Source organism: Corynebacterium sp. HMSC058E07, assembly GCF_001809885.1.
GTDB classification, from domain to species: Bacteria; Actinomycetota; Actinomycetes; order Mycobacteriales; family Mycobacteriaceae; genus Corynebacterium; species Corynebacterium macclintockiae.
The window spans coordinates 34419-53563 of record NZ_KV799248.1 but is presented as its reverse complement, the minus strand read 5'-3'; the positions used below and the strand labels follow the sequence as shown (position 1 = coordinate 53563).

Annotated in this window: 14 protein-coding genes; 8 read left to right on the top strand and 6 right to left on the bottom strand. The window is 60.0% G+C overall.

Features of this window, described 5'->3' with window-relative positions:
• Positions 1–60 precede the first annotated feature (60 nt).
• Genes HMPREF2678_RS01210 through HMPREF2678_RS01190 form a run of 5 tightly spaced genes read left to right on the top strand, consistent with a single transcriptional unit; the run spans position 61 to position 6405 of the window.
• Positions 61–696, top strand: a complete 636-nt coding sequence (locus HMPREF2678_RS01210; RefSeq protein ID WP_070550559.1) for an MptD family putative ECF transporter S component — start codon at positions 61–63, stop codon at positions 694–696.
• Entirely contained in the window at positions 693–1418 is a 726-nt protein-coding gene (locus tag HMPREF2678_RS01205) for an energy-coupling factor transporter transmembrane component T family protein (RefSeq protein ID WP_070550558.1), read from the top strand. The genes HMPREF2678_RS01210 and HMPREF2678_RS01205 overlap by 4 nt, the downstream gene beginning before the upstream one ends.
• Positions 1415–2884 (top strand): ABC transporter ATP-binding protein, encoded by a 1470-nt coding sequence (locus HMPREF2678_RS01200; protein WP_070550557.1) that lies wholly within the window; start codon positions 1415–1417, stop codon positions 2882–2884. The genes HMPREF2678_RS01205 and HMPREF2678_RS01200 overlap by 4 nt, the downstream gene beginning before the upstream one ends.
• A gap of 7 nt (positions 2885–2891) precedes the next feature.
• Complete coding sequence (locus HMPREF2678_RS01195; RefSeq protein ID WP_034978192.1) at positions 2892–4640, top strand: ABC transporter ATP-binding protein; 1749 nt, start codon at positions 2892–2894, stop codon at positions 4638–4640.
• Complete coding sequence (locus HMPREF2678_RS01190) at positions 4633–6405, top strand: ABC transporter ATP-binding protein (RefSeq protein WP_034969647.1); 1773 nt, start codon at positions 4633–4635, stop codon at positions 6403–6405. The genes HMPREF2678_RS01195 and HMPREF2678_RS01190 overlap by 8 nt, the downstream gene beginning before the upstream one ends.
• Positions 6406–6550: 145 nt before the next feature.
• On the opposite strand, the gene HMPREF2678_RS01185 is transcribed toward HMPREF2678_RS01190, so the two are convergent.
• From HMPREF2678_RS01185 to HMPREF2678_RS01160, 6 genes are all read right to left on the bottom strand, one after another.
• On the bottom strand, positions 6551–6826 hold the full coding sequence (locus tag HMPREF2678_RS01185; protein ID WP_192816042.1) for a hypothetical protein: 276 nt from the start codon (positions 6824–6826) through the stop codon (positions 6551–6553).
• 114 nt (positions 6827–6940) lie between these two features.
• On the bottom strand, positions 6941–7654 hold the full coding sequence (locus HMPREF2678_RS01180) for a dihydrofolate reductase (RefSeq protein WP_034969644.1): 714 nt from the start codon (positions 7652–7654) through the stop codon (positions 6941–6943).
• Positions 7655–8476, bottom strand: a complete 822-nt coding sequence (locus tag HMPREF2678_RS01175; RefSeq protein ID WP_034969641.1) for a thymidylate synthase — start codon at positions 8474–8476, stop codon at positions 7655–7657.
• 111 nt (positions 8477–8587) lie between these two features.
• Positions 8588–9580 (bottom strand): esterase/lipase family protein, encoded by a 993-nt coding sequence (locus HMPREF2678_RS01170; protein WP_034972644.1) that lies wholly within the window; start codon positions 9578–9580, stop codon positions 8588–8590.
• The gene (locus tag HMPREF2678_RS01165) at positions 9570–10496 is read right to left on the bottom strand and encodes a lipase family alpha/beta hydrolase (protein ID WP_034972643.1); all 927 of its coding nucleotides are present in this window, start codon (positions 10494–10496) and stop codon (positions 9570–9572) included. The genes HMPREF2678_RS01170 and HMPREF2678_RS01165 overlap by 11 nt, the downstream gene beginning before the upstream one ends.
• Before the next feature lie 42 nt (positions 10497–10538).
• A complete protein-coding gene (locus HMPREF2678_RS01160; RefSeq protein ID WP_034969634.1) occupies positions 10539–11303 on the bottom strand; it encodes a 3'(2'),5'-bisphosphate nucleotidase CysQ in 765 nt (254 codons plus the stop codon).
• A gap of 34 nt (positions 11304–11337) precedes the next feature.
• Here HMPREF2678_RS01160 and HMPREF2678_RS01155 point away from each other — a divergent pair, with 34 nt between their 5' ends.
• The 3 genes from HMPREF2678_RS01155 (at position 11338) to HMPREF2678_RS01145 (ending at position 18877) form a co-directional block, all read left to right on the top strand.
• On the top strand, positions 11338–16416 hold the full coding sequence (locus HMPREF2678_RS01155; RefSeq protein WP_070550556.1) for a DEAD/DEAH box helicase: 5079 nt from the start codon (positions 11338–11340) through the stop codon (positions 16414–16416).
• The gene (locus tag HMPREF2678_RS01150; RefSeq protein WP_070550555.1) at positions 16409–17254 is read left to right on the top strand and encodes a DNA-formamidopyrimidine glycosylase family protein; all 846 of its coding nucleotides are present in this window, start codon (positions 16409–16411) and stop codon (positions 17252–17254) included. Before HMPREF2678_RS01155 ends, HMPREF2678_RS01150 begins: the two co-directional genes overlap by 8 nt.
• Before the next feature lie 768 nt (positions 17255–18022).
• Positions 18023–18877, top strand: a complete 855-nt coding sequence (locus tag HMPREF2678_RS01145; protein ID WP_246817853.1) for a hypothetical protein — start codon at positions 18023–18025, stop codon at positions 18875–18877.
• Positions 18878–19145: the final 268 nt, after the last annotated feature.

Genomic DNA, 19145 nt, shown 5'->3' with positions numbered 1-19145 from the left:
GAGTATTATCTGTATTAGGTAAGCCTTGCCTTTCCTGCTGTTCATGAATCGAGGTTTACGATGACCCAACAGTCCTCTACGCCCGCACGGAGTACAAGCTCATCCAGTGGGTCGACGGCACGTTTAAACACCAGAGATCTCATCAACGCTGGCATCTTTGCTGCACTTTACTTTGTAATCACCTTTATAAGCGGAATGATTGGATTCGCAGGACCACAATTCATGTTTATTGGATGGTTTATCGCGGCAATCGCAAACGGAATCGTGCTAGCGCTTTATGCCGTCCGCACGTCCAAAATGGGTGCTTTCACCCTCGTCGGTGGTATTAACGGATTAGCATTCATGCTCACCGGACACTACTTCTGGACCTTGCTGGGAAGCATAATTCTTGGGTTTATCGCAGATTTGATTATTACAAAAAGCCACCTCAGTATTGCCAAGTCCTTCCCTATTGCCTACGGCATCTTCTGTGTCTGGATTTCTTTGCCTTTTATCCCGCTAATTCTGGATACGGACTCATACTACGTCGATATCGCAGACAAAATGGGTCAAGAATACGCCGATGCTATGTCGGATATCTTCCAGCCATGGACCATTGGAGTACTGGCCATTTGTGCGCTCATCGTCGGCTTTATCGGAGGAAAGGTCGGAGTTCGCGTCAGCCGCAAACACTTTGAAAGCGCTGGTCTCCTGTGAGCCTGCAAAAACAGGGCGTGCTTCGTCGATCTTCGATCGATCCACGGACCGTGCTGCTTTCTGTTCTAGTAATCAATGCGGTAGCTCTCAGCCACGGCCACCTACCGACACTGCTGATTTCTATCGCCTTCAGCTCCATCGCACTAGCTACAGTAAAGCCACACTATGGTCTTATTTGCCTGTTCGCTTTTGCATTATCCTATCTAGGGTATTGGGGCCTATTACAGCTTCCTGGCTCCACATTTTTCGCTTTTTCAGCGGCAATTTTTTCGTGGCTAAGCCGTTTTGTCATCAGCATGTCCATCGGCACATTCGGCTTGCTCACTCTCACACCATCCACGTTGACCTCAGCACTGCGGGACCTGCGTTTACCAGGCTGGGCCACCATTCCACCGGCGGTTTTCCTGCGCGTTTTGCCGATCATCGTGGCAGAAGCCAAAGCGATCCGCGATGCCATGGTCCTTCGGGGTCTCCAGCCTGGAGTAAAAAGCTGGATCACACAGCCCACACAATCGTCCGCGATGCTGATCATCCCCTTATTAGGCGCCGTCGTCCGCGCTGGTGATGAGCTCGCTGCCTCTGCTCTTGTCCGCGGATTGGGAGGCCCCATACGCCCGACCACCACCGCCGATCTTTCCTTCAAGCTTGTCGATGCAACTGCACTAGCTGGGTTGGGCCTCGTTGTTGCCTCTGTCTGGCTTCCCATGGAGGTCCACTTATGAACGAACGCAGTATCGCAACCAGTGTAAACGCCCACAACGTTTCTTTTACATATCCATTGGGCGCTCGGCCAGGCGTTCAAGGTGTATCTGATGTGTCTTTTTCTGTCTCTCCAGGACAGTGTCTACTGATTACCGGTGATTCCGGATCGGGAAAGTCCACGGTACTCAAGTTGATCAACGGACTCATCCCCCATTTCAATCCAGGAGAGCTTCTAGGCGCCATCACTATTATAAAGGATGACCAGGCTTTTAACCCTGCGGAAGAACCGCTGTCCCGAGCCATCGAGTTCAGCGCCTCAGTATTCCAGAATCCAAGGACACAATTTTTCACTGAAAGCGTCAATGCAGAATTGGCCTTCGGGCTAGAAAACCTTGGTGTGGATCCCACAGAAATTGAGTCGAGGATTCAATCAGCGGTCGAGCTACTAGGCATTAACGATCTTCGGGGCCGGCGATTCAAAGAATTATCCGGTGGACAGTTACAAACCGTGGCATGCGCATGCGCGCTTGTGTCCCCGGGCAGTCTCGTGCTTCTCGATGAACCCACGTCCAATCTCTCCATGGAAAGCATCGATATTCTTGCACGCGTGCTACACCGCTTGAAGGAATTAGGCACAACGATCATTATCGCTGATCACCGCCTCTTTTTCTTAAAAGATATCGCTGACCAAGTTATTTACTTGACTCAGGGAAAAATAACGCGGAGTTTCCACGCTCAGGAGTTCTATGGCTTAGACGAACCCGAACGCAAACAATTGGGACTACGCAGCTTACACCACGTTCCCCTGCCCGCGAGCGTGCCGGTACCACCCACGCTCGAAAACGCCGATCCCCAGCGGAGCGGACTCGAGTTAAGCAACATCTGTTTTTCTTATGGCACGCATGAGGTGCTAAACATTGACCACGCATTTTTCCCCAGCGGCGAAGTCACTGCCTTAATCGGGCCCAACGGCGCTGGAAAAACCACCCTCGCCAGGATCATTTGTGGTCTTGCTTCTCCCAAACGCGGCGGTAATCTCCGTTTGAACAGCAAACGAGTAGGAGCGGCTGCCCGCAGACGTGCCGCGTACATGGTGATGCAAGATGTTGGCCGCCAATTATTCGCAGCCACCACCGAAGAAGAAGTCACGCTCGGACTGGCAAAGAAGAAGCGGGACCACATCGATGTCAATGAGATTCTCCATCGCCTCGATCTGGCAGGAATGGCCCAACGGCATCCGCAGTCTCTGTCCGGTGGGCAACGGCAACGCTTAGCCATAGCTTCAGCCCAAGCCGAGCAAGCAGAGGTCTACATCTTCGATGAACCTACCTCTGGCGTGGGCTGGCGCCAACTGCAATCCATCTCTGCGCTGCTTCGATCTCTTGCAGCAAGCGGAGCAGTGGTCATCGTCATCACCCATGACCACGAATTCATCCAAGAATCAGTCACCAGAATCATCGATATTACTGACATCAACAAGAATTGAGAAAGAAATGTCTGAAATAAGACAGAGTTCCACAGAATCAACCGGAACCCACGCACCAGAATCACACGGTGCGTCACCGGAAGAAGAGGCTCGCGCAAAACTAAAAGCCGGCCAGGTCGCTCTAAAAAAGCTACTGGCCCCAGTGCAAACAACCATCTACTTCGCACAGTTTCTCGCGCTTATATCCTCGATACTCGCCGTAGCACCCTACGTCGCGTTGGTGGCACTGGGAAATGCTCTAATCGACGGCAATACTGATGACGTCGCGTCCATTGTGAAATGGCTACTTGCTACTTTTTTGGGCCAGCTATTCTTCTATTTCCTTGCCCTTGCGATCACCCACTTCGCTGATGCAAAGCTGGTGGGGATTAACCGGCGCCGAATTATTACCGCTATTGCGAAAGCACCACTCTCGTGGTTTAGCCAGACTAATTCCGGCAAAGTTCGCAAAGCCGTCGAGGACGATACGTTAACTCTGCACACCCTGACAGCCCACGCTCCTGTAGAGAAGGTCGCCGCGATCTTTACGCCCCTCGCGCTTCTGGTTTATGCCTTTATCTTGGATTGGCGCCTTGGTCTTCTTTCTATTGCCACTGTGCCCATTTTCCTAGCAATCCAAGCGTATTCAATGAAAGATATGGGCACAAAAACTGCGGAAATGGATAATTATCTGGGTGAGGTCTCTGCGACTGCGGTGGAGTTCTCCGAAGGTATTTCCGTCATCAAGGCTTTCGGCACCGTTGGCAAAGCCCACGCTCGATATCGCGAAGCTGCCCAAAAATTCGCGGAATTCTATTACGAGTGGGTACGTCCTCTTCTGCGTGTTAGCGCAATCTCAGAGTCTGTGGTGGCGGTTCCTGTCCTCATCCTTATCAATGTAGGAGTCGGTTCCCTGCTGATAGCTGGTGACTATGTAACGGTCGCTGAAGTCATCGCAACAACGTTAATTGCGCTGGTGCTCCCGGGCACGATTCAAACCGTCGGCCAAATGATGTGGTCTTACCAGCTCGCTGGCAATGCGGCGTTGCGCCTTGATGAAGTCATGACAATTTCCCACGTGAAAGAAGGCCAAAAGAGCCTCGATGCCAATAGTCAAGACATGGAGGTGGAGTTCCATAAGGTCAGCTTTAGCTACGCCCCAGACACACCAGTCCTCCAAGACTTTTCTGCGCAACTAAAAGCAGGCACTGTCACGGCATTGATTGGCCCCTCTGGGGCTGGCAAATCCACAGCAGCAACGATGCTGGCGCGTTTCCAGGATCCAGATTCGGGCACAATCACTATCAACCACGTGGATATCCGTGATCTCACTTTCGACAGTTTGTACCGCACTGTGGCTTTCGTCTTACAAGATCCTCACTTACTGCGTATGAGTATTCGGGAAAACATTCGCCTTGCACGCCCAGAAGCCCGCGATGAAGAGATCTGGCAAGCTGCAGAGGCTGCGCACATAGCTGCTGATATTCGCGCTTTACCGGCTGGGCTCGACACCGTTGTTGGTGAGGACATCTCTTTATCCGGTGGACAACAGCAACGCATTTCTATTGCCCGGGCAATTGTTACCAATGCCCCAATCTTGATCCTGGATGAAGCTACTGCGGCAACTGATCCTGACTGTGAAGCAGAAATTCAAGCAGCTCTAGCCACACTCGTCAGAGGCAAGACCGTCTTAGTCATCGCCCACAAGCCGGAGTCCATCCAAGGCGCAGACCAAATAATCTGCCTCAAGCCTATGAAGGATAATTCTCATGTCTAATGCCACTACGCCTGCTAGTTCGCGTCTTCGTGATCCGCTACTCACTCGCAGTGTCAAAAAGCTGCAAGGTCCTGTAGGCCATAAGCTCAATAAAAGGTATGCTTGTCTATCCCTTATCGTGGGCGTGCTTGACGGCCTCGCCGTTCTCACGCTCGTGCCACTTACAAAGGCACTCGATGGGGATACGACGATCGCACCATGGATGTGGACGCTTTTGGCAATTGCGCTCGTAGCTTTTGCGCTACGATTTTTCGCAACCATGGCCTCTTACCACACGGCCTTGGATTTCATCCGAACCGCGCACACGACTGTGGGCGATAAATTAGCAACGCTACCGCTCGGCTGGTTCGTACCGGCTAATACTGGCGGCCTATCTCGCCTCGTTTCAGATCGCTTTATGGTGGCGGCCGAGACCATTGCGCATATTCAAGGAACGGTATACCGCGATAGCGCGGCACTTGTCACCTTGTTAGTAGGAGCGTGTTTCTGGAACCCGAAGCTGGGCTTGGTCCTTCTTATCATCGCACCATTGGCGCTCGTGGTGATGCAGTTGGCTGCATGGATTCGTGAGAAAGCATCGAACCGCACACTGGGGCCGAGTAAAGAGCTCTCCCAGCGCATCGTAGAATTTGCTAACCGTCAACCAGCCCTGCGCGCGGCAGGACAATCACAAGTTTTTGCGCCACTAGAGCAAGCGCTAGAAATCGACCATAAAGCACGATTACGCGAGCTATGGGTATCCACATTAGCTTTGCTACTCAACGGCATAGTAGTGCAGATCTTCATCGTGGCTCTCATTATGGTCTCCGCGGATTTTGCCGTTGAAGGCGCCCTATCGCCACTAGAAACAATTGCGATCATCGGAATCAGCTTGAGGTTTACCCGCACGCTTGAGGAGCTGGGTTCTTCTTTCGTCGGTTTAGATGCCGGCCGTATCGCGCTCGCAGAAACTGAGCTCATCACCGATGCTCCTTCCCTGCCAGAACCCACTACTCCGCGCCCAGGCGATGGTTCGGGAAATGTAGAGCTGCGTAATGTCACGTTTGGATACGGCGATAAACCAGTATTGGTAGATGTCGCTTTCCATGCTCGATCAGGCACCGTTACCGCCATTGTCGGTCCTTCTGGCTCCGGAAAGACCACAATTGCGCGCCTTATTTCGCGATTCTGGGATGTAGATTCCGGGGCGGTGATGGTTGACGGCGTAGATATCCGCGAGCTTGGAACCGAACAGTTAATGTCCAGACTGTCCATGGTCTTTCAGGACGTCTACCTCTTCGACGACTCGTTAATCGCTAATATCCGCGTTGGTCGTCCCGACGCCTCCGATGAGGAAGTCTTCCGCGCAGCTGATCTTTCAGGCGTGACTTCTATTGCCAACCGCCTAGGGTGGCATACTCCAGTTGGTGAAGGCGGGCGGCTTCTATCCGGTGGTGAACGCCAGCGCGTATCTGTAGCTCGCGCGCTTCTCAAACAAGCGCCGATTGTACTCTTTGATGAGGCTACCTCCGCGCTCGATGCAGAAAATGAGGCAAACATTCTTGCTGCGATGGACGAGCTACGGGAGCAATCTACTTTCATTGTCATCGCCCATAAGCTGGATACAATCAAATCTGCTGATCAAATCGTAGTCTTGGATGAACACGGGCAAGTCAGCCAGCTGGGCACGCATTCTGAGCTTTCCGATGTCCCCGGTATCTACCGTCACTTCTGGCAGCAACGCAAAGCAGCACGCGGGTGGAAAATCAATTCGGGACGCGATTAACGCGGGCACCGAGATTGGCGTTGTTTGCGGGGGCACCCTTCTCCCCCCGCAGCACGGAGCACCCTAAGTGCACCGACAAAGCTCAGAGCGAAGAATACGGTAGCGGCTACGAGTGACCACTGCGCGGCGTTGGCTATGCCTACGCTTAAGGCCTACACCACTGCCCCAGGCACACGGTCGTTTGCGTTGCGGAGGCTTGCCTGGAGTCATAGACGGGAATATCCCGCAGCATCGTGCCGGTTAGCTGCGCGGAGGCGAACCCCAGGCTCAAGCCGTACAGGTTCAGCGGCGCGGCGATGACCATAAGCAGGACGAGGATAAGGACGCCGACGGCTTCCAAGCCGAGCCCAATGAGCACGGTGCCAGGTGCCCCGTACCGTGCCGCGACGTCGGGGGTGGCAAAGCCTGTCGGATTCTTCAAAGCGGATGGCACCCTTGATTCAGAGGCGATCGTCAAGAGCATCCGCGAAAGCGCGGCAAAAGCCCAAGAGCAAAAGCCGCGCGAAGCAGGCGAAGAATGAACTGATGCCCTGGACTAGCGTCGCGTCCAAGTGCAGAAGCGGTAGCGCAAGGGCTGCTCGGTATCGACTTCTTGGTCGACCGGGTGGCCCTTTTCCGATTCCTGCCAGTCCTGCGCCGACTCTTCAAATTCCTCTTCCGGAACCAGTGGTGCGTACACCTGGAAGCGCTCGGGGGCTTCCATGTCGATCTCCGTGATGACGATCCGGTCAGCAACAGGCATGCACTGGGCGTACACCTGTCCGCCACCCAGTACCCATACGGTGGGGGTGCGCTCGTCTTCAGTGCCGTCGGCGCCGTCGGTGCTGGTGCCGTCCTTCAACTCGTTGAGGATCTGCTCCGCGGCATTGGCCAGCGCGCTGGGGATAGAAGGCTCGATGATGCCACCGGGGGCGTCATAATCATCCTGCCGAGTGATTACATAGTTCGTGCGCCCCGGCAGCGGGCGGAAGCCATCGTCGAGAGCCTCCCAGGAGGTGCGCCCCATGACGACGGGGTAGCCGGTGGTCGCGTTCTTAAAGTGCTTCAGATCCTCCGGCAGGTACCAGGGCATATCCGCACCATCGCCGATCACACCGGCGGTGGTCTGCGCCCAGATCATGCCGATCTCCACCTGGTTGCGGGAGATTCCCTTTGCTTCCAGGGCGTAGCTGACCGCCGCGGCGGTGAGCTCCGGGTAGTCGCCCGGTTCGTAGCCAGTGGGGCGGTGGGGCTTATCGTTCTTACTCATTTACACGGCCACCTTTGCCTTGATCACCGGATGCGGGTCGTAGCCGGTGAACTCGATGTCGGAAAAGTCATAGGAAAACATGTCCGCTGCCTTGTTCAGCTTCAGCTGCGGGTACGGGCGGGCTTCACGGGAAAGCTGCAGCTTAACCTGCTCCACGTGATTGTCGTAGATGTGGCAATCGCCACCGGTCCAGATGAACTCGCCGACTTCCAGGCCCGCCTGCTGGGCGAACATGTGGGTCAACAGAGAGTAGCTGGCGATGTTGAACGGCACGCCCAGGAACATGTCCGCGCTGCGCTGGTATAGCTGGCAGCTGAGCTTGCCATCGGCCACATAAAGCTGGAACAAAAGGTGGCACGGGGGCAGAGCCATATTGTCCAGCTCCGAGACATTCCAGGCGCTGACGATATTCCGGCGAGAATCCGGGTTGTTTTTCAGCATCTCCAGCGCGCCTGCGATCTGGTCGATGTGCTGGCCATTCGGGGTTGGCCAGCTGCGCCACTGCACACCGTAGACCGGTCCCAAGTCGCCGTTTTCATCGGCCCACTCGTTCCAAATGCGAATGCCGTTATCCTGCAGCCAGCGCACGTTGGAATCGCCCCGGAGGAACCACAAAAGCTCGCCCACTACGGACTTTATGTGGACCGATTTCGTGGTGATCAGTGGGAAGCCCGCGGACAGGTCATAGCGGATCTGGCGGCCAAACAGGCTGGTAGTGCCAGTTCCCGTGCGGTCACCCTTCGGGGTACCAGTTTCGAGGATTTGCCGAAGCAGATCCTCATACGGGGTGGGAATGGAACTCGGCTGCTGCTGGGTATCCACTGACGCGCCGCCTGCCTTTCTAACCGTGGTGCAAAGTCCCACACAGTCTACGTCGGCCAGGTAACGGTGGCACGTACGGGGGCAGTTGCCCAGCTAACCCAGCTAACTCAGCTAACCCAGCGAACTGTGGGATCCAGTCGCCGACCGGTTGGACGGGACGGAACAGTCAGCAGCGCTCGGGGTGTCGTCGCCCGACGTGCGGGTCAGACCCCAATAGATCAGCCCGATGGTCTGATTACTGCGGGGCATGCCAGCGTGGCTCGGCGGAATGGGGAGCTTGCACGTCGCGCCGACCTCCACATTCGCGACATCCGCGCCATCGACGGACTTCAACTTTGAGGTCTCATTCGGCGTGGCCGTGGTGTCCCCGGAAGAGTACAGGTTGGTGTACTGCACCCGACGATCGGTATCCGGCAGGGCATTGAGACGCTGGACGATATCCGAGCCGACCAGCTGCTGCACTCCCGCCTTGCTTGCGAGGGCCTCGGCCAGCTTCGGGACGCTGCCGATGATCGGGCGCAGCGAGTCCGCCAACCCATTCAACGTTGTGCCGTGATAGGTCGCCGCGACTCCGACAACGCGACCGACTTTATCCCCACCGCCGTTTTCCGCGATGTACTTCTTCAAGTGCAGCCCACCCTGGGAGTGCCCCACCAGGTCGACCTTCTTTGCGCCTGTAACTTGCAGGATGTAGTCGATGGTGGAGGCAATTTCCTTTGCGGAATCGTCGATATCCGCCACGGCATAGCTACCCGGCAGCCCTACCTGGCCAGCCCGAGGCTTGCCGTAGTTGAAAGCCCAGGTGCAGAAGCCCTGCTCGGACATTGCTACGGCGGCCTTCTGCCAACGGGTGGAGTTATCCGTCGTGCCGTGGATGAAAACGACCGGGTTCGGGTGCTCCGGCGAAGGCACACACCGGGGGTCGTTCACCGGGGAGGTGGCCACATAGGGGCCCGTGAGACCATCGGGAACTGCGGCGTCCGAAACCGGGGCAGCGACGGCAGAAACAGTAGAAACAGGGGAAAGAGCGACAGCCAGCGCCACAGCAGCACCAGCGATGACGGGCCTGCGCGCCCGCCTTACAGCGAGATTTTTAGTTTTCATGGAAGAAACGATAGCCCAACTTCCAGCGTTGTCCACCGTTACACCCGTTATGCACTGGTGTGCAATCGCCCTGCTCACGGGTTAAACCCCACTCAACCAGGCCAATGACGTGATCGTTTTCCGGCAGCGACGCATGGCCCGGGGGTATCAACAGCCCACAGACCGCACCGACTTCGGCCTCCGCAACATCTGCTCCGCCGATCGACTCCAGCTGTGACGTGGAATTCGGCGTGGCCGTCAGATCCTTTGACGTGTAGATGTTCGTGTACATCACGTTCGGGTGCGTATCGGGTAGCTCGTTCAACCGACGGATCAGTTCCGAACTATTCAGCTGCTGCACTGCGGCCTTGCCCGCCACCAGGTCTGCAAAGTCCGGGTTGCGATCCACCAGGTTCTGCAGGATGGAGGACATGCCCGTCATCGTCGTGCCGTGATACGTCGCGGCGATCCCCACCGCACGGCGCACCGTATCCTGCCCGCCGTGCTCCGCAACGTACTTCTTAATGTGCAGTCCACCCTGGGAATGCCCCACCAGATCCACCTTGCTGGCCCCCGTCACCGCCAGAATATGGTCGATCGTCTTGGCGATCTCCACCGCGGACTCGTCAATGTCATTCACGGCAAACACCCCGGGGATCACCGGGCGACCGGCCTCCGGCTTGCCGTAGTTCAAAGCCCATACCGAATAGCCACGGGCGGAAAAGTAGGTCGCGGCTTTCTGCCAGCGCAGGGAATTATCCGTCGTGCCGTGAATGAATACCAGGGGATAGGGGTGCTCCTCGGACAGTTCCTTCCGCGGGTCGTTGACCGGCCCGCCCAGCATGAAGCGCCCCTGCAGCGTGGCGGGCACGTCCGCATCCAACTCGCGCTGCTTGCGGGCGGCCGGGCGGGGCGTCAGGAAGGAAAAAGGAAGCATGAAGCATACAGCCTTGGCTTGAAGGCTCGAGGGTTCGAAGGGCTACAGCGAATAAGCGCCGTGCTTGTCGTGGAACTTTGCGGCGGAGGCCAGGATCTCGTCGGCACGGTCGGGGCGGGAAATCACCAGATCCGGCAGGTAGGGGGACTCGCAGTTGTAGCGCAGCGGGGTGCCGTCCAGGCGGGATGTGTGCAGGCCAGCGGCCTGGGCGATGCCCACCGGAGCGGCGTTATCCCACTCGTACTGGCCACCGGCGTGCACGTAGGCATCGTTATCGCCCAGGATCACGGAGACGGCTTTGGCGCCGCAGGATCCCATGGTCACCAGCTCCATGCCCAGATCCTCGGCGATGAACTCTGCGATTGCGGGGGTGGTGTTTTGGCTGATAACCAGGCGGTTCGTGCGGGCACCTTCTACGGCGCGAACCTCCGAGCTGCTGAACACCCGCCCCAGGTCTGGCATGCCCACGGCGGCTTGGACGATCTTGCCCTTTTCCGCCAGCGCGATGTGCACGGCCCAGTCCTGGCGACCACCGGCGTACTCCCGGGTGCCGTCGAGCGGGTCGATGATCCACACGCGGTCGTTGTCGAGGCGCGTGAGGTCGTCCTCGGCTTCCTCGGACAGCATCGCATCGTTCGGGCGGTGCTGGATCAGGGATCGGGCGATCCAGTCCTGTGCCAGCGCGTCGCCCGCTTTGCCCAGTTCGGTGCCGCGGAGCAGACCTACGTTTCTTACGCCTTTGAGGATCTCCCCGGTGCCCTGCGCGAGTCTCTGGGCCAGCGTCGCATCATTGAGTTCAGCCGTCATAGTTCATACTTTAGCGGTCTGTTTAAATGGTCACATGGCTGTTGACCCGCTGGATTCCTTTTATGCCCCCGTTGCAGCGTGGTTCCGGGACGTTTTCGCCGAGCCGACGGTCGTGCAAACGCAGGCGTGGAAGGCTATCTCCGCAGGTCAGAATGCTTTGGTGGTGGCGCCGACGGGATCGGGTAAAACCCTGGCGGCTTTTTTATGGTCGCTGTCGCGATTATCTGGGGGATCTTTTTTTAATGACGCCACCACGCCAGAAAAGTCCAGTCCCACCAAGGTTCTGTATATTTCCCCGCTTAAAGCTTTGGGTGTAGACGTCAGCCGGAACCTGGCAGCTCCGCTGGCTGGAATCGCGCGGGTGGCCGACGCGATGGGGGAGACTGCCGCCCCGGTGCGAGTGGGCGTGCGCAGCGGGGACACCCCGCAGTCGGAGCGCTCCAAGCTACTGCGGAACCCGCCGGAGATTCTGGTGACCACGCCCGAGTCGCTGTACCTGATGCTGACCGGCAAGGCCGCGGCCACGCTGGCGAATGTGGACACCGTGATTGTGGACGAGGTGCACGCGGTGGCGGGCACGAAGCGCGGCACACACCTGGCGCTGTCGCTGGAACGCTTGGAAATGCTGACGGGCCGGGCGGTGCAGCGCATCGGCCTGTCGGCGACGGTGAATCCCGTGGATAAGGTCGCCAGCTTCCTGGGCGGCGACCGACCGGTAACGGTGGTGAACCCCGAGCAGCCGAAGTCGTGGGATGTGCAGGTGACCAGCGTGGTGGAGGACTTCCAGGATCCTCCCGCGGCTGAAGATGTTGCGTTGGCGGAGTATGAGGTGGCGGAGGAAGGGGCGTCAGCAAAAGAGACAGAGGAAGAACTAGTAGACGGGGCACTAGTAGATGAGGCGCTGCTCGGCCCTAGCCTCATCGGCGAAGGACTGGGCGGCAGCACCCAGAACGGGTCGGGCGCGCGCGTGGCCAGTGGGGTGGACAAAGAATCCGCGCTGCCGCAGCAGAAGAGCGTATGGCCGCACGTGCAGCGCGCGATCTACCGGCAGGTGATGGAGAACCGGTCCACGCTGGTGTTCGTGAACTCCCGGCGCGCGGCCGAGCGGCTGACCGGGGCGCTGAACGAGGAATGGGCCAAGGAACACGACCCCGACGCGCTGGCCGCCCCGACCAGGCGCGATCCGGCACAAATGATGGCGCAATCCGAAGCGGTGCGGGGGATGGACGGGGCGGGTGTCGCGCGGGCGCACCACGGGTCGGTTTCCAAGGACGAACGCGCCGACATCGAGGCGGCGCTGAAATCCGGCGAGCTGCGCTGCGTGGTGGCGACGAGTTCGCTGGAGTTGGGCATCGACATGGGGCTGGTGGATCACGTGGTGCAGGTCGGTGCGCCGCCATCGGTGGCATCGGCGGTGCAGCGGTGTGGTCGCGCCGGGCATACCGTGGGTGCGACCAGCCACGCGACGATCTACCCGCTGCATAAGCAGGACGCCGAAGCCGCGGTGGTCGTGGTGGATCGGCTGCTGAAGGGGGAGCTGGAGCCGCTGAATGTGGTGCATAATGCGCTGGACGTGCTGGCGCAGCAGACGGTGGCGGCGACCGTGCAGGCGGGCGCGGGTGGCACGGGCAGCGCAGGCACGCTGGATGTGGAGGAGTGGTGGCGCGTTGTCCGCCGCGCCCACCCTTATTCCACGCTGCCGCGCGAGGCCTTCGACGGGGTGGTGGAGCTAATCAGTGGCCGGTATCCCTCCACCGACTTCGCGGATCTGAAGGCGCGCGCGATCTACGACCCCGTCGCTGGAACTTTGGAGGCTCGCCCCGGTGCGCAACGCCTAGCGGTGACCAGCGGTGGCACGATCCCGGACCGCGGCATGTTCGGAGTGTTCCTGGCTGCCGGCGACAACGACGGTGCGCGGCGCGTTGGCGAGCTGGACGAGGAGATGGTCTATGAGTCCCGCGTCGGAGACGTATTCACCCTGGGTGCGAGCAGCTGGCGGATCCTGGAAATCAACCGCGACCAGGTGATTGTTGCCCCGGCGGCCGGCCACACTGGCCGCTTGCCGTTCTGGGTGGGCGATGCCGCGGGCCGCCCCGTGGAGCTCGGCCAGGCCATCGGCGAGCACCGCCGCACCTGGGGCACCGGCACTCTGTCGGACATTCGCTCGGCCGATTTTATGGACGCCCACACCCGCGCCAACCTGGATGCCTACTACCAGGAACAGAAGGATTCCGCCGGGATCATCCCGGACGAGCGGACTGTGCTGATCGAGCGCTTCCGTGACGACATTGGCGACTGGCGAGTGGTGGTACACACTCCGTTCGGACGCGGGGTGAACGCCCCGTGGGCGTTGGCGTTGGGAGCGGAGTTGAACCGCCGGATGGGCATTGATGCGATGGCCGTGGCCGGAGACGACGGGATGGTGCTGCGCCTGCCGTATTCGGACGAACCACCGGGAATGGAGCTGCTGCTCGGTGAACATGGCTATGGCGGTTCCGAGCGGGCGGAGGCCACTCTGGCGGATGTGATGGAGGAAGTTGGATCCTCTGCGCTATTTGCTGCCCGCTTTCGCGAGTGCGCGGCCCGGGCGTTGCTGCTGCCGCGGCGGAACCCCGGCAAGCGCCAGCCACTGTGGCAGCAGCGCCAGCGCGCCGCCCAGCTGCTGGATGTGGCCCGCGAACACCCGGAGTTTCCCGTCATGGTGGAGACCATGCGCGAGTGTGTACACGACGTGTACAACCTGGACTTCTTGAAGAACCTCGTGGCGGGGCTGGGCCAGCAGGTCGCGCTGGGCCAGCAGGTTGCGCCGGGGCAGCAGGGCGCTCCGGGGCAGCAGGGCGCGAGTGCGGGGAGCCAGCGCGGCGTGCGCCTGGCGGAGGTCACCACCGAATCCCCGAGTGCCTTTGCCGAATCCCTACTGTTCACCTACACCAGCGCCTTTATGTACGAGGGCGATTCCGCCGAGCGCGCCGCTGCCCTGGCCGTGGACCCCGCTCTGTTAGCGAAGGTCCTGGGCACCCGCGAGGAAGGCATGGCCCTGGATCCGGCCGCGGTGCGGCGCGTGGTCGAGGCCGCACAGTGGAAGTCTGAAGGGCGCCAGGCCGGCAGTGTGGAACAAGCTGTGGACATGCTGCGCGCCCTCGGGCCGTTGAGCCTGGACGGGGTGCGCGAACGCATCGAACCCTGGGCTGGAACGGTGGAGGATAGCCTTGCTGAGCTGCGCGCATTGATCCCCGCCCGGTTGATGGAAGTGAACTTTGGCGGCCAGTTGAAGCTCGCCGCTGTCGAGGACATGGCTTTGCTGCGCGACGGCCTGGGCGTGCCCGTCCCTCCCGGCGTGGTCATCGCTGCCGAGCAGGTGGATCAGGTGGACAATGCCATCGACCAACTGTTGCTGCGGTGGATGAAGAACCGCGGGCCCACCACCGCTGCCGAGGCCGCCGCGGAGTTTGGCATGGGGCGCGCGACCGCCGACGCGCTGCTGGGTCGGTGGACCGAAGGCGCACGCGCACAGGGCACGCAGCGCCGTTTGGCTGCGGGGCACTTTGTCTTTCTTGACGGTGACTTTCCGAATGACGCCACCGCTTCCGCCCCTGCAGCCGGTGCCGGCGCCGAATCGCAGGCGGAAACGCAGTACGTGGACACGGGGATGCTCCGCCGCCTACGCTCGGCAACCTTGGCAGCCGCCCGCGGCGCGCTGGAACCCGTGACCCAGCAGACCTACGCACAATTCCTGGCTGACTGGCACGGCCTGGGCCAGATGCAGCGCGAGGAACTAGCCAGCGTTCTGGAACAACTCGCGGGAGTGCCGATCCCCGCCAGCGCCTGGGAAACCCTGGTGCTGCCCGCCCGCATTCCCGACTATCAGCCGGGCGATTTGGATGAACTCCTGAGCACCGGCGAGGTTCTGGCTGTCGGTTCCGGCCAGGCCGGTGCCAAGGACGCCTGGGTGAGCTTCATGCCTGCGGACACGGCCGAGTTTCTGCTGAACGGGGAGGAGCTGGAGCGTGGCGTCCAGAATATGGTCGCTATCCAGATCCTCCAGCACCTGCAGCGCGGCGGTGCGTTCCTGGCGGCTGAGCTGCAGTCGGCGACCGGGGCGGATCACGCGGAGGTCGACGCGGCACTGTGGGAGCTTTTCGATGCAGGGCTGGTCGTACCCGATAGCTTTGCGGCTCTGCGGGCGCGGCTGGTGGAGGCCGGTTCGACGGGCAAGCAGGCCCACCGCGCGCCACGGCGGAACCAGGGGCGGGGTTCGGCGCGCCGGGTGCGGATGGGGCGCAGCGGGTTTGCGCGGGCGGCTCGGCGGGCGATGAACGCGCATTCCTCGGTGCCGGGGCGCTGGTCGGCGGTACCGGGTGGCGCTGTGCCGGGTGGTGCTGTGCCGGTTGGCGCTGTGCCGGGTGGTGTTGGGGACGCTGGTGCTGGAGACGCTGGGGCTAGCACGGCCGACGCCACCGAGCTGGCACTGATCCGCTCCGAGGCCTGGATCGACCGCTACGCCGTAGTCACCCGCGGGGCCGTCGTTACAGAGAAATCCGACGGAGGTTTCGCAGAGGCCTACCGCACCCTTAGCGCATGGGAAGATTCCGGCGAGGTGCTGCGCGGGTACATCGTAGAGGGGCTCGGCGGCGCGCAGTTCGCCCCGCGCGACGTGATCTCCCAGCTGCGGCGCTCCCAGGACAGCCGCACCGTTACCGATTCCGCACCCCAGTTGCTGTCGGTTCTGGATCCGGCGAACCCCTTCGGCTCTACGCTGCCGTGGCCGGAGGTCGCGCACTCTAACGGTTCGGCAATGGCGCCCACGCGCGCTGCTGGGGCGATGATCATTGTCGCCGCCGGACGCGCCGAGGCATATCTGTCGCGCGGCGGCAAGAACCTGGTTCTTTTTGCTCGCCCCGAATTTAACGACGCCACGTCGGAACCCCTGGGCACCCCAGCTGCACAGATAGATCTGATTGTGAGGGCGATTCGGGAGGCCATCGGTGCCGGACGGTTGAGCCCCGTGAACGTGGAGAAGATCAACGGGTCGTCGGTAATGGACATCGCCACCACCGACTGGGTGGCAGCCGGTGCGCGACTGACCCCGAAGGGGTTGAGCATCCGTGCCTGAGGGTGATTCCGTACTGCAGTTATCCAACCGCCTGCAATGGATGGCAGGCCGGACAGTTCGGCATACCGACATTCGCGTGCCCAGGTTCGCCACCCTGAATTTCGACGGCGAGAAAGTTCACCGGGTGTGGCCCTACGGCAAACACCTGTTCATGCACATTGGGCGACGGGTGATCCACACCCACCTGAAGATGGAAGGCGTGTGGGCGATCCATCGTGCGGGGCAGCGCTGGCGCCGACCCGGCCACACCGCCCGCATTGTGCTGCGCTTTAGCCCCCAGCACGCAGACGGTCCGGAGATAGAAATTGTGGGGCACAGCCTGGGATTCGTGCGGGTATTTCCTTTTGCGGACTACCCGCAGGTCGTGGCTCACCTGGGGCCGGACATCCTGGCGGAGGACTGGGCAGTTAGCGGCAGGGACGAAGCTATCGCGCGGATTATGCAGCGGCCGGATAGGTCCCTCGGCGCGGCACTGCTGGACCAGAAGAACGTCGCTGGAATTGGCAACGAGTATCGCGCCGAGGTGATGTTTCTAGTGGGGATGCACCCGAAGGTGACAGTGGGGAAGGTCGGGGAAGGTGGCGTCCAAAAGGCAATAGACCTAGCGCGGCGAGTGATGTGGGACAACCGCCTTGAACCGCACCGCGTATTCACTGGTGATCGGCGGCCGGGGCAGGGGACGTGGGTGTTCGGGCGTGCGGGCAAGGCGTGCAGGCGTTGCGGGACGGCGATTCAACAGGCGACGCTGGGTGGGCGGTGGGCCGGCGGGGATCCGGAGGTGGATGCCGCAGAGTTGGAACGAATAATTTGGTGGTGCCCGCAGTGCCAGAGGGAGTAGCGGTGGCGGGGGTAGCTCTATGCGGCGAATAACCCCGAATTGGGGTGATATTACAGTCATGTGCAGGGTGAAAGTGCAGGTGGGGAGAGTTCATTTAAAGTTCACTAGTCAGGTGGTTACGGGGTTGAGGGCGGGTTGAGGGTAAGGAATTTTTGACCCCAAAAGGGGGTTGATTTTCTTATTTTTTAAGAACAGAGTGCAGTGGGTGCGGGTGGGGTGTTGGTTTCCTGTGGTTATGGGAGTTGAGGTAAGGGTTGGCAAAGTTTGATGACGGGGCGGGGTGAGCGGTTGTGTAGTGATAATGGTTTCAGATTTTGGTTTACCTAAGACGGGCTTTAAGGGTTGATTAAGTTTCGAGGGGTTAACAGAAGGTGAACGCACGGTTAATTATGGGTTGAATGCGGTGCATTGGGGCGTCGAATTGTCGAACAATTCTTGTTGGGGAGGGTTTAAAGTTGAATCTCGTCACTCAGAGCCCTGGTGCGGCGTGGTCCTCACAAATGCCATGCGTTACCAGGGAGAGGGCACCCCTTAATCGGATTCAAAACTAAAGCCACCTGGCCGAAACCTCGCACCTTTCGGCGACGTGCGTACGGCGTACCCCGAGGCAGCTGCTGCAAACGTGAACTCGCAAAAGTGAACGTGCAGAAAGTGTCGGCACTGCTTCCCTTGGGCGTGCGGCTCGCAGCATCACCAACGCACCTCGTCGCCAGTGCGGGTTCACCAGCCCGCATTCTTCGGTCGGTGGCGTGCAAGAGGAGCACAAACATGAAGAACCTGTGGAAGAACGGCGCAAGCGCAGCCGCCGCTGCTGCCATCGTGGCTGCAGCGGTAGCATCCCCGGCATCTGCAATCACCAAGGAAGAGCACTACCCGGAAACCCCGAAGCTGAACCCCACCCTGCCGATTGTTAACACCACCCACGGCAGCGATCACATCAAGGCAAATATCCTGAACCCGCACCCGGTCTGCAACTCCGGCGAGGACTACCGCACCGTCGTCTACAAGGTTGACGACAAGTTCACCCCGGCTGGCACCATCTCTGCCACCAACCAGTCCAAGAACACCATCCCGCTGACCCAGGAGCTGTCCAAGACGCAGACCATCTCCATCAGCATCAAGGGTGACCGTACCGAGACCACCAGCGTGAACCTGGGCGGCGAAGCATCCGGCAAGGAGTCCAAGGGCAGCGTCGGCATCGCTTACGAGCTGGCTAAGAAAATCGGCGCTGAGGCTTCCTACTCCCTGAGCTGGAACGTCGGCCAGACCGTTGGCCCGTACGATGTTCCGGCTGGCCACACCGGTGAGGCTACCTACGGCTTCCGCACCATCAAGATGACCGGTACCCAGCAGTTCTGCAAGGCAAACGGCACCTGGTCCACCCCGACCCCGTGGATCGCGCTGACCCCGATTAAGAACCAGGTCAACGTGAAGCTGTACGCCAACCCGGCTGACTCCGCTGTTCCGGCGAAGCCGGAGGACGCTGAGAAGCCGGCTGAGAAGCCGGCTGAGAAGCCGGCCGACAAGCCAGCTGAGAAGCCGGCCGACGAGGCTGCAAACAAGCCAGCTGAAAAGCCGGCCGACGAGGCTGCAAACAAGCCGGCCGAGAACGCCGACGCGTAAACCCTTTTCTCGCAGAATATCCAGCAGGTTCGAAGGGGATTGAACCACCCCTCCTAGCTTTCGCAGGCTATGCCCCCTTCACCTGCACCTACAAAGTAAGGAACCCCTCACATGAAGAAGAACGCAGCTTCCCTGACCCTCGCTGCTGCCATTGGCGTGACCACCGCTTTCGCAGGCGCTGGCAACGCATTCGCTGAAGATGTTGTTGACCCTGGCTTCAACCACGACGTCGTTACCGCTGAGGCTGAAAAGCCGGCCGCGGACGCTG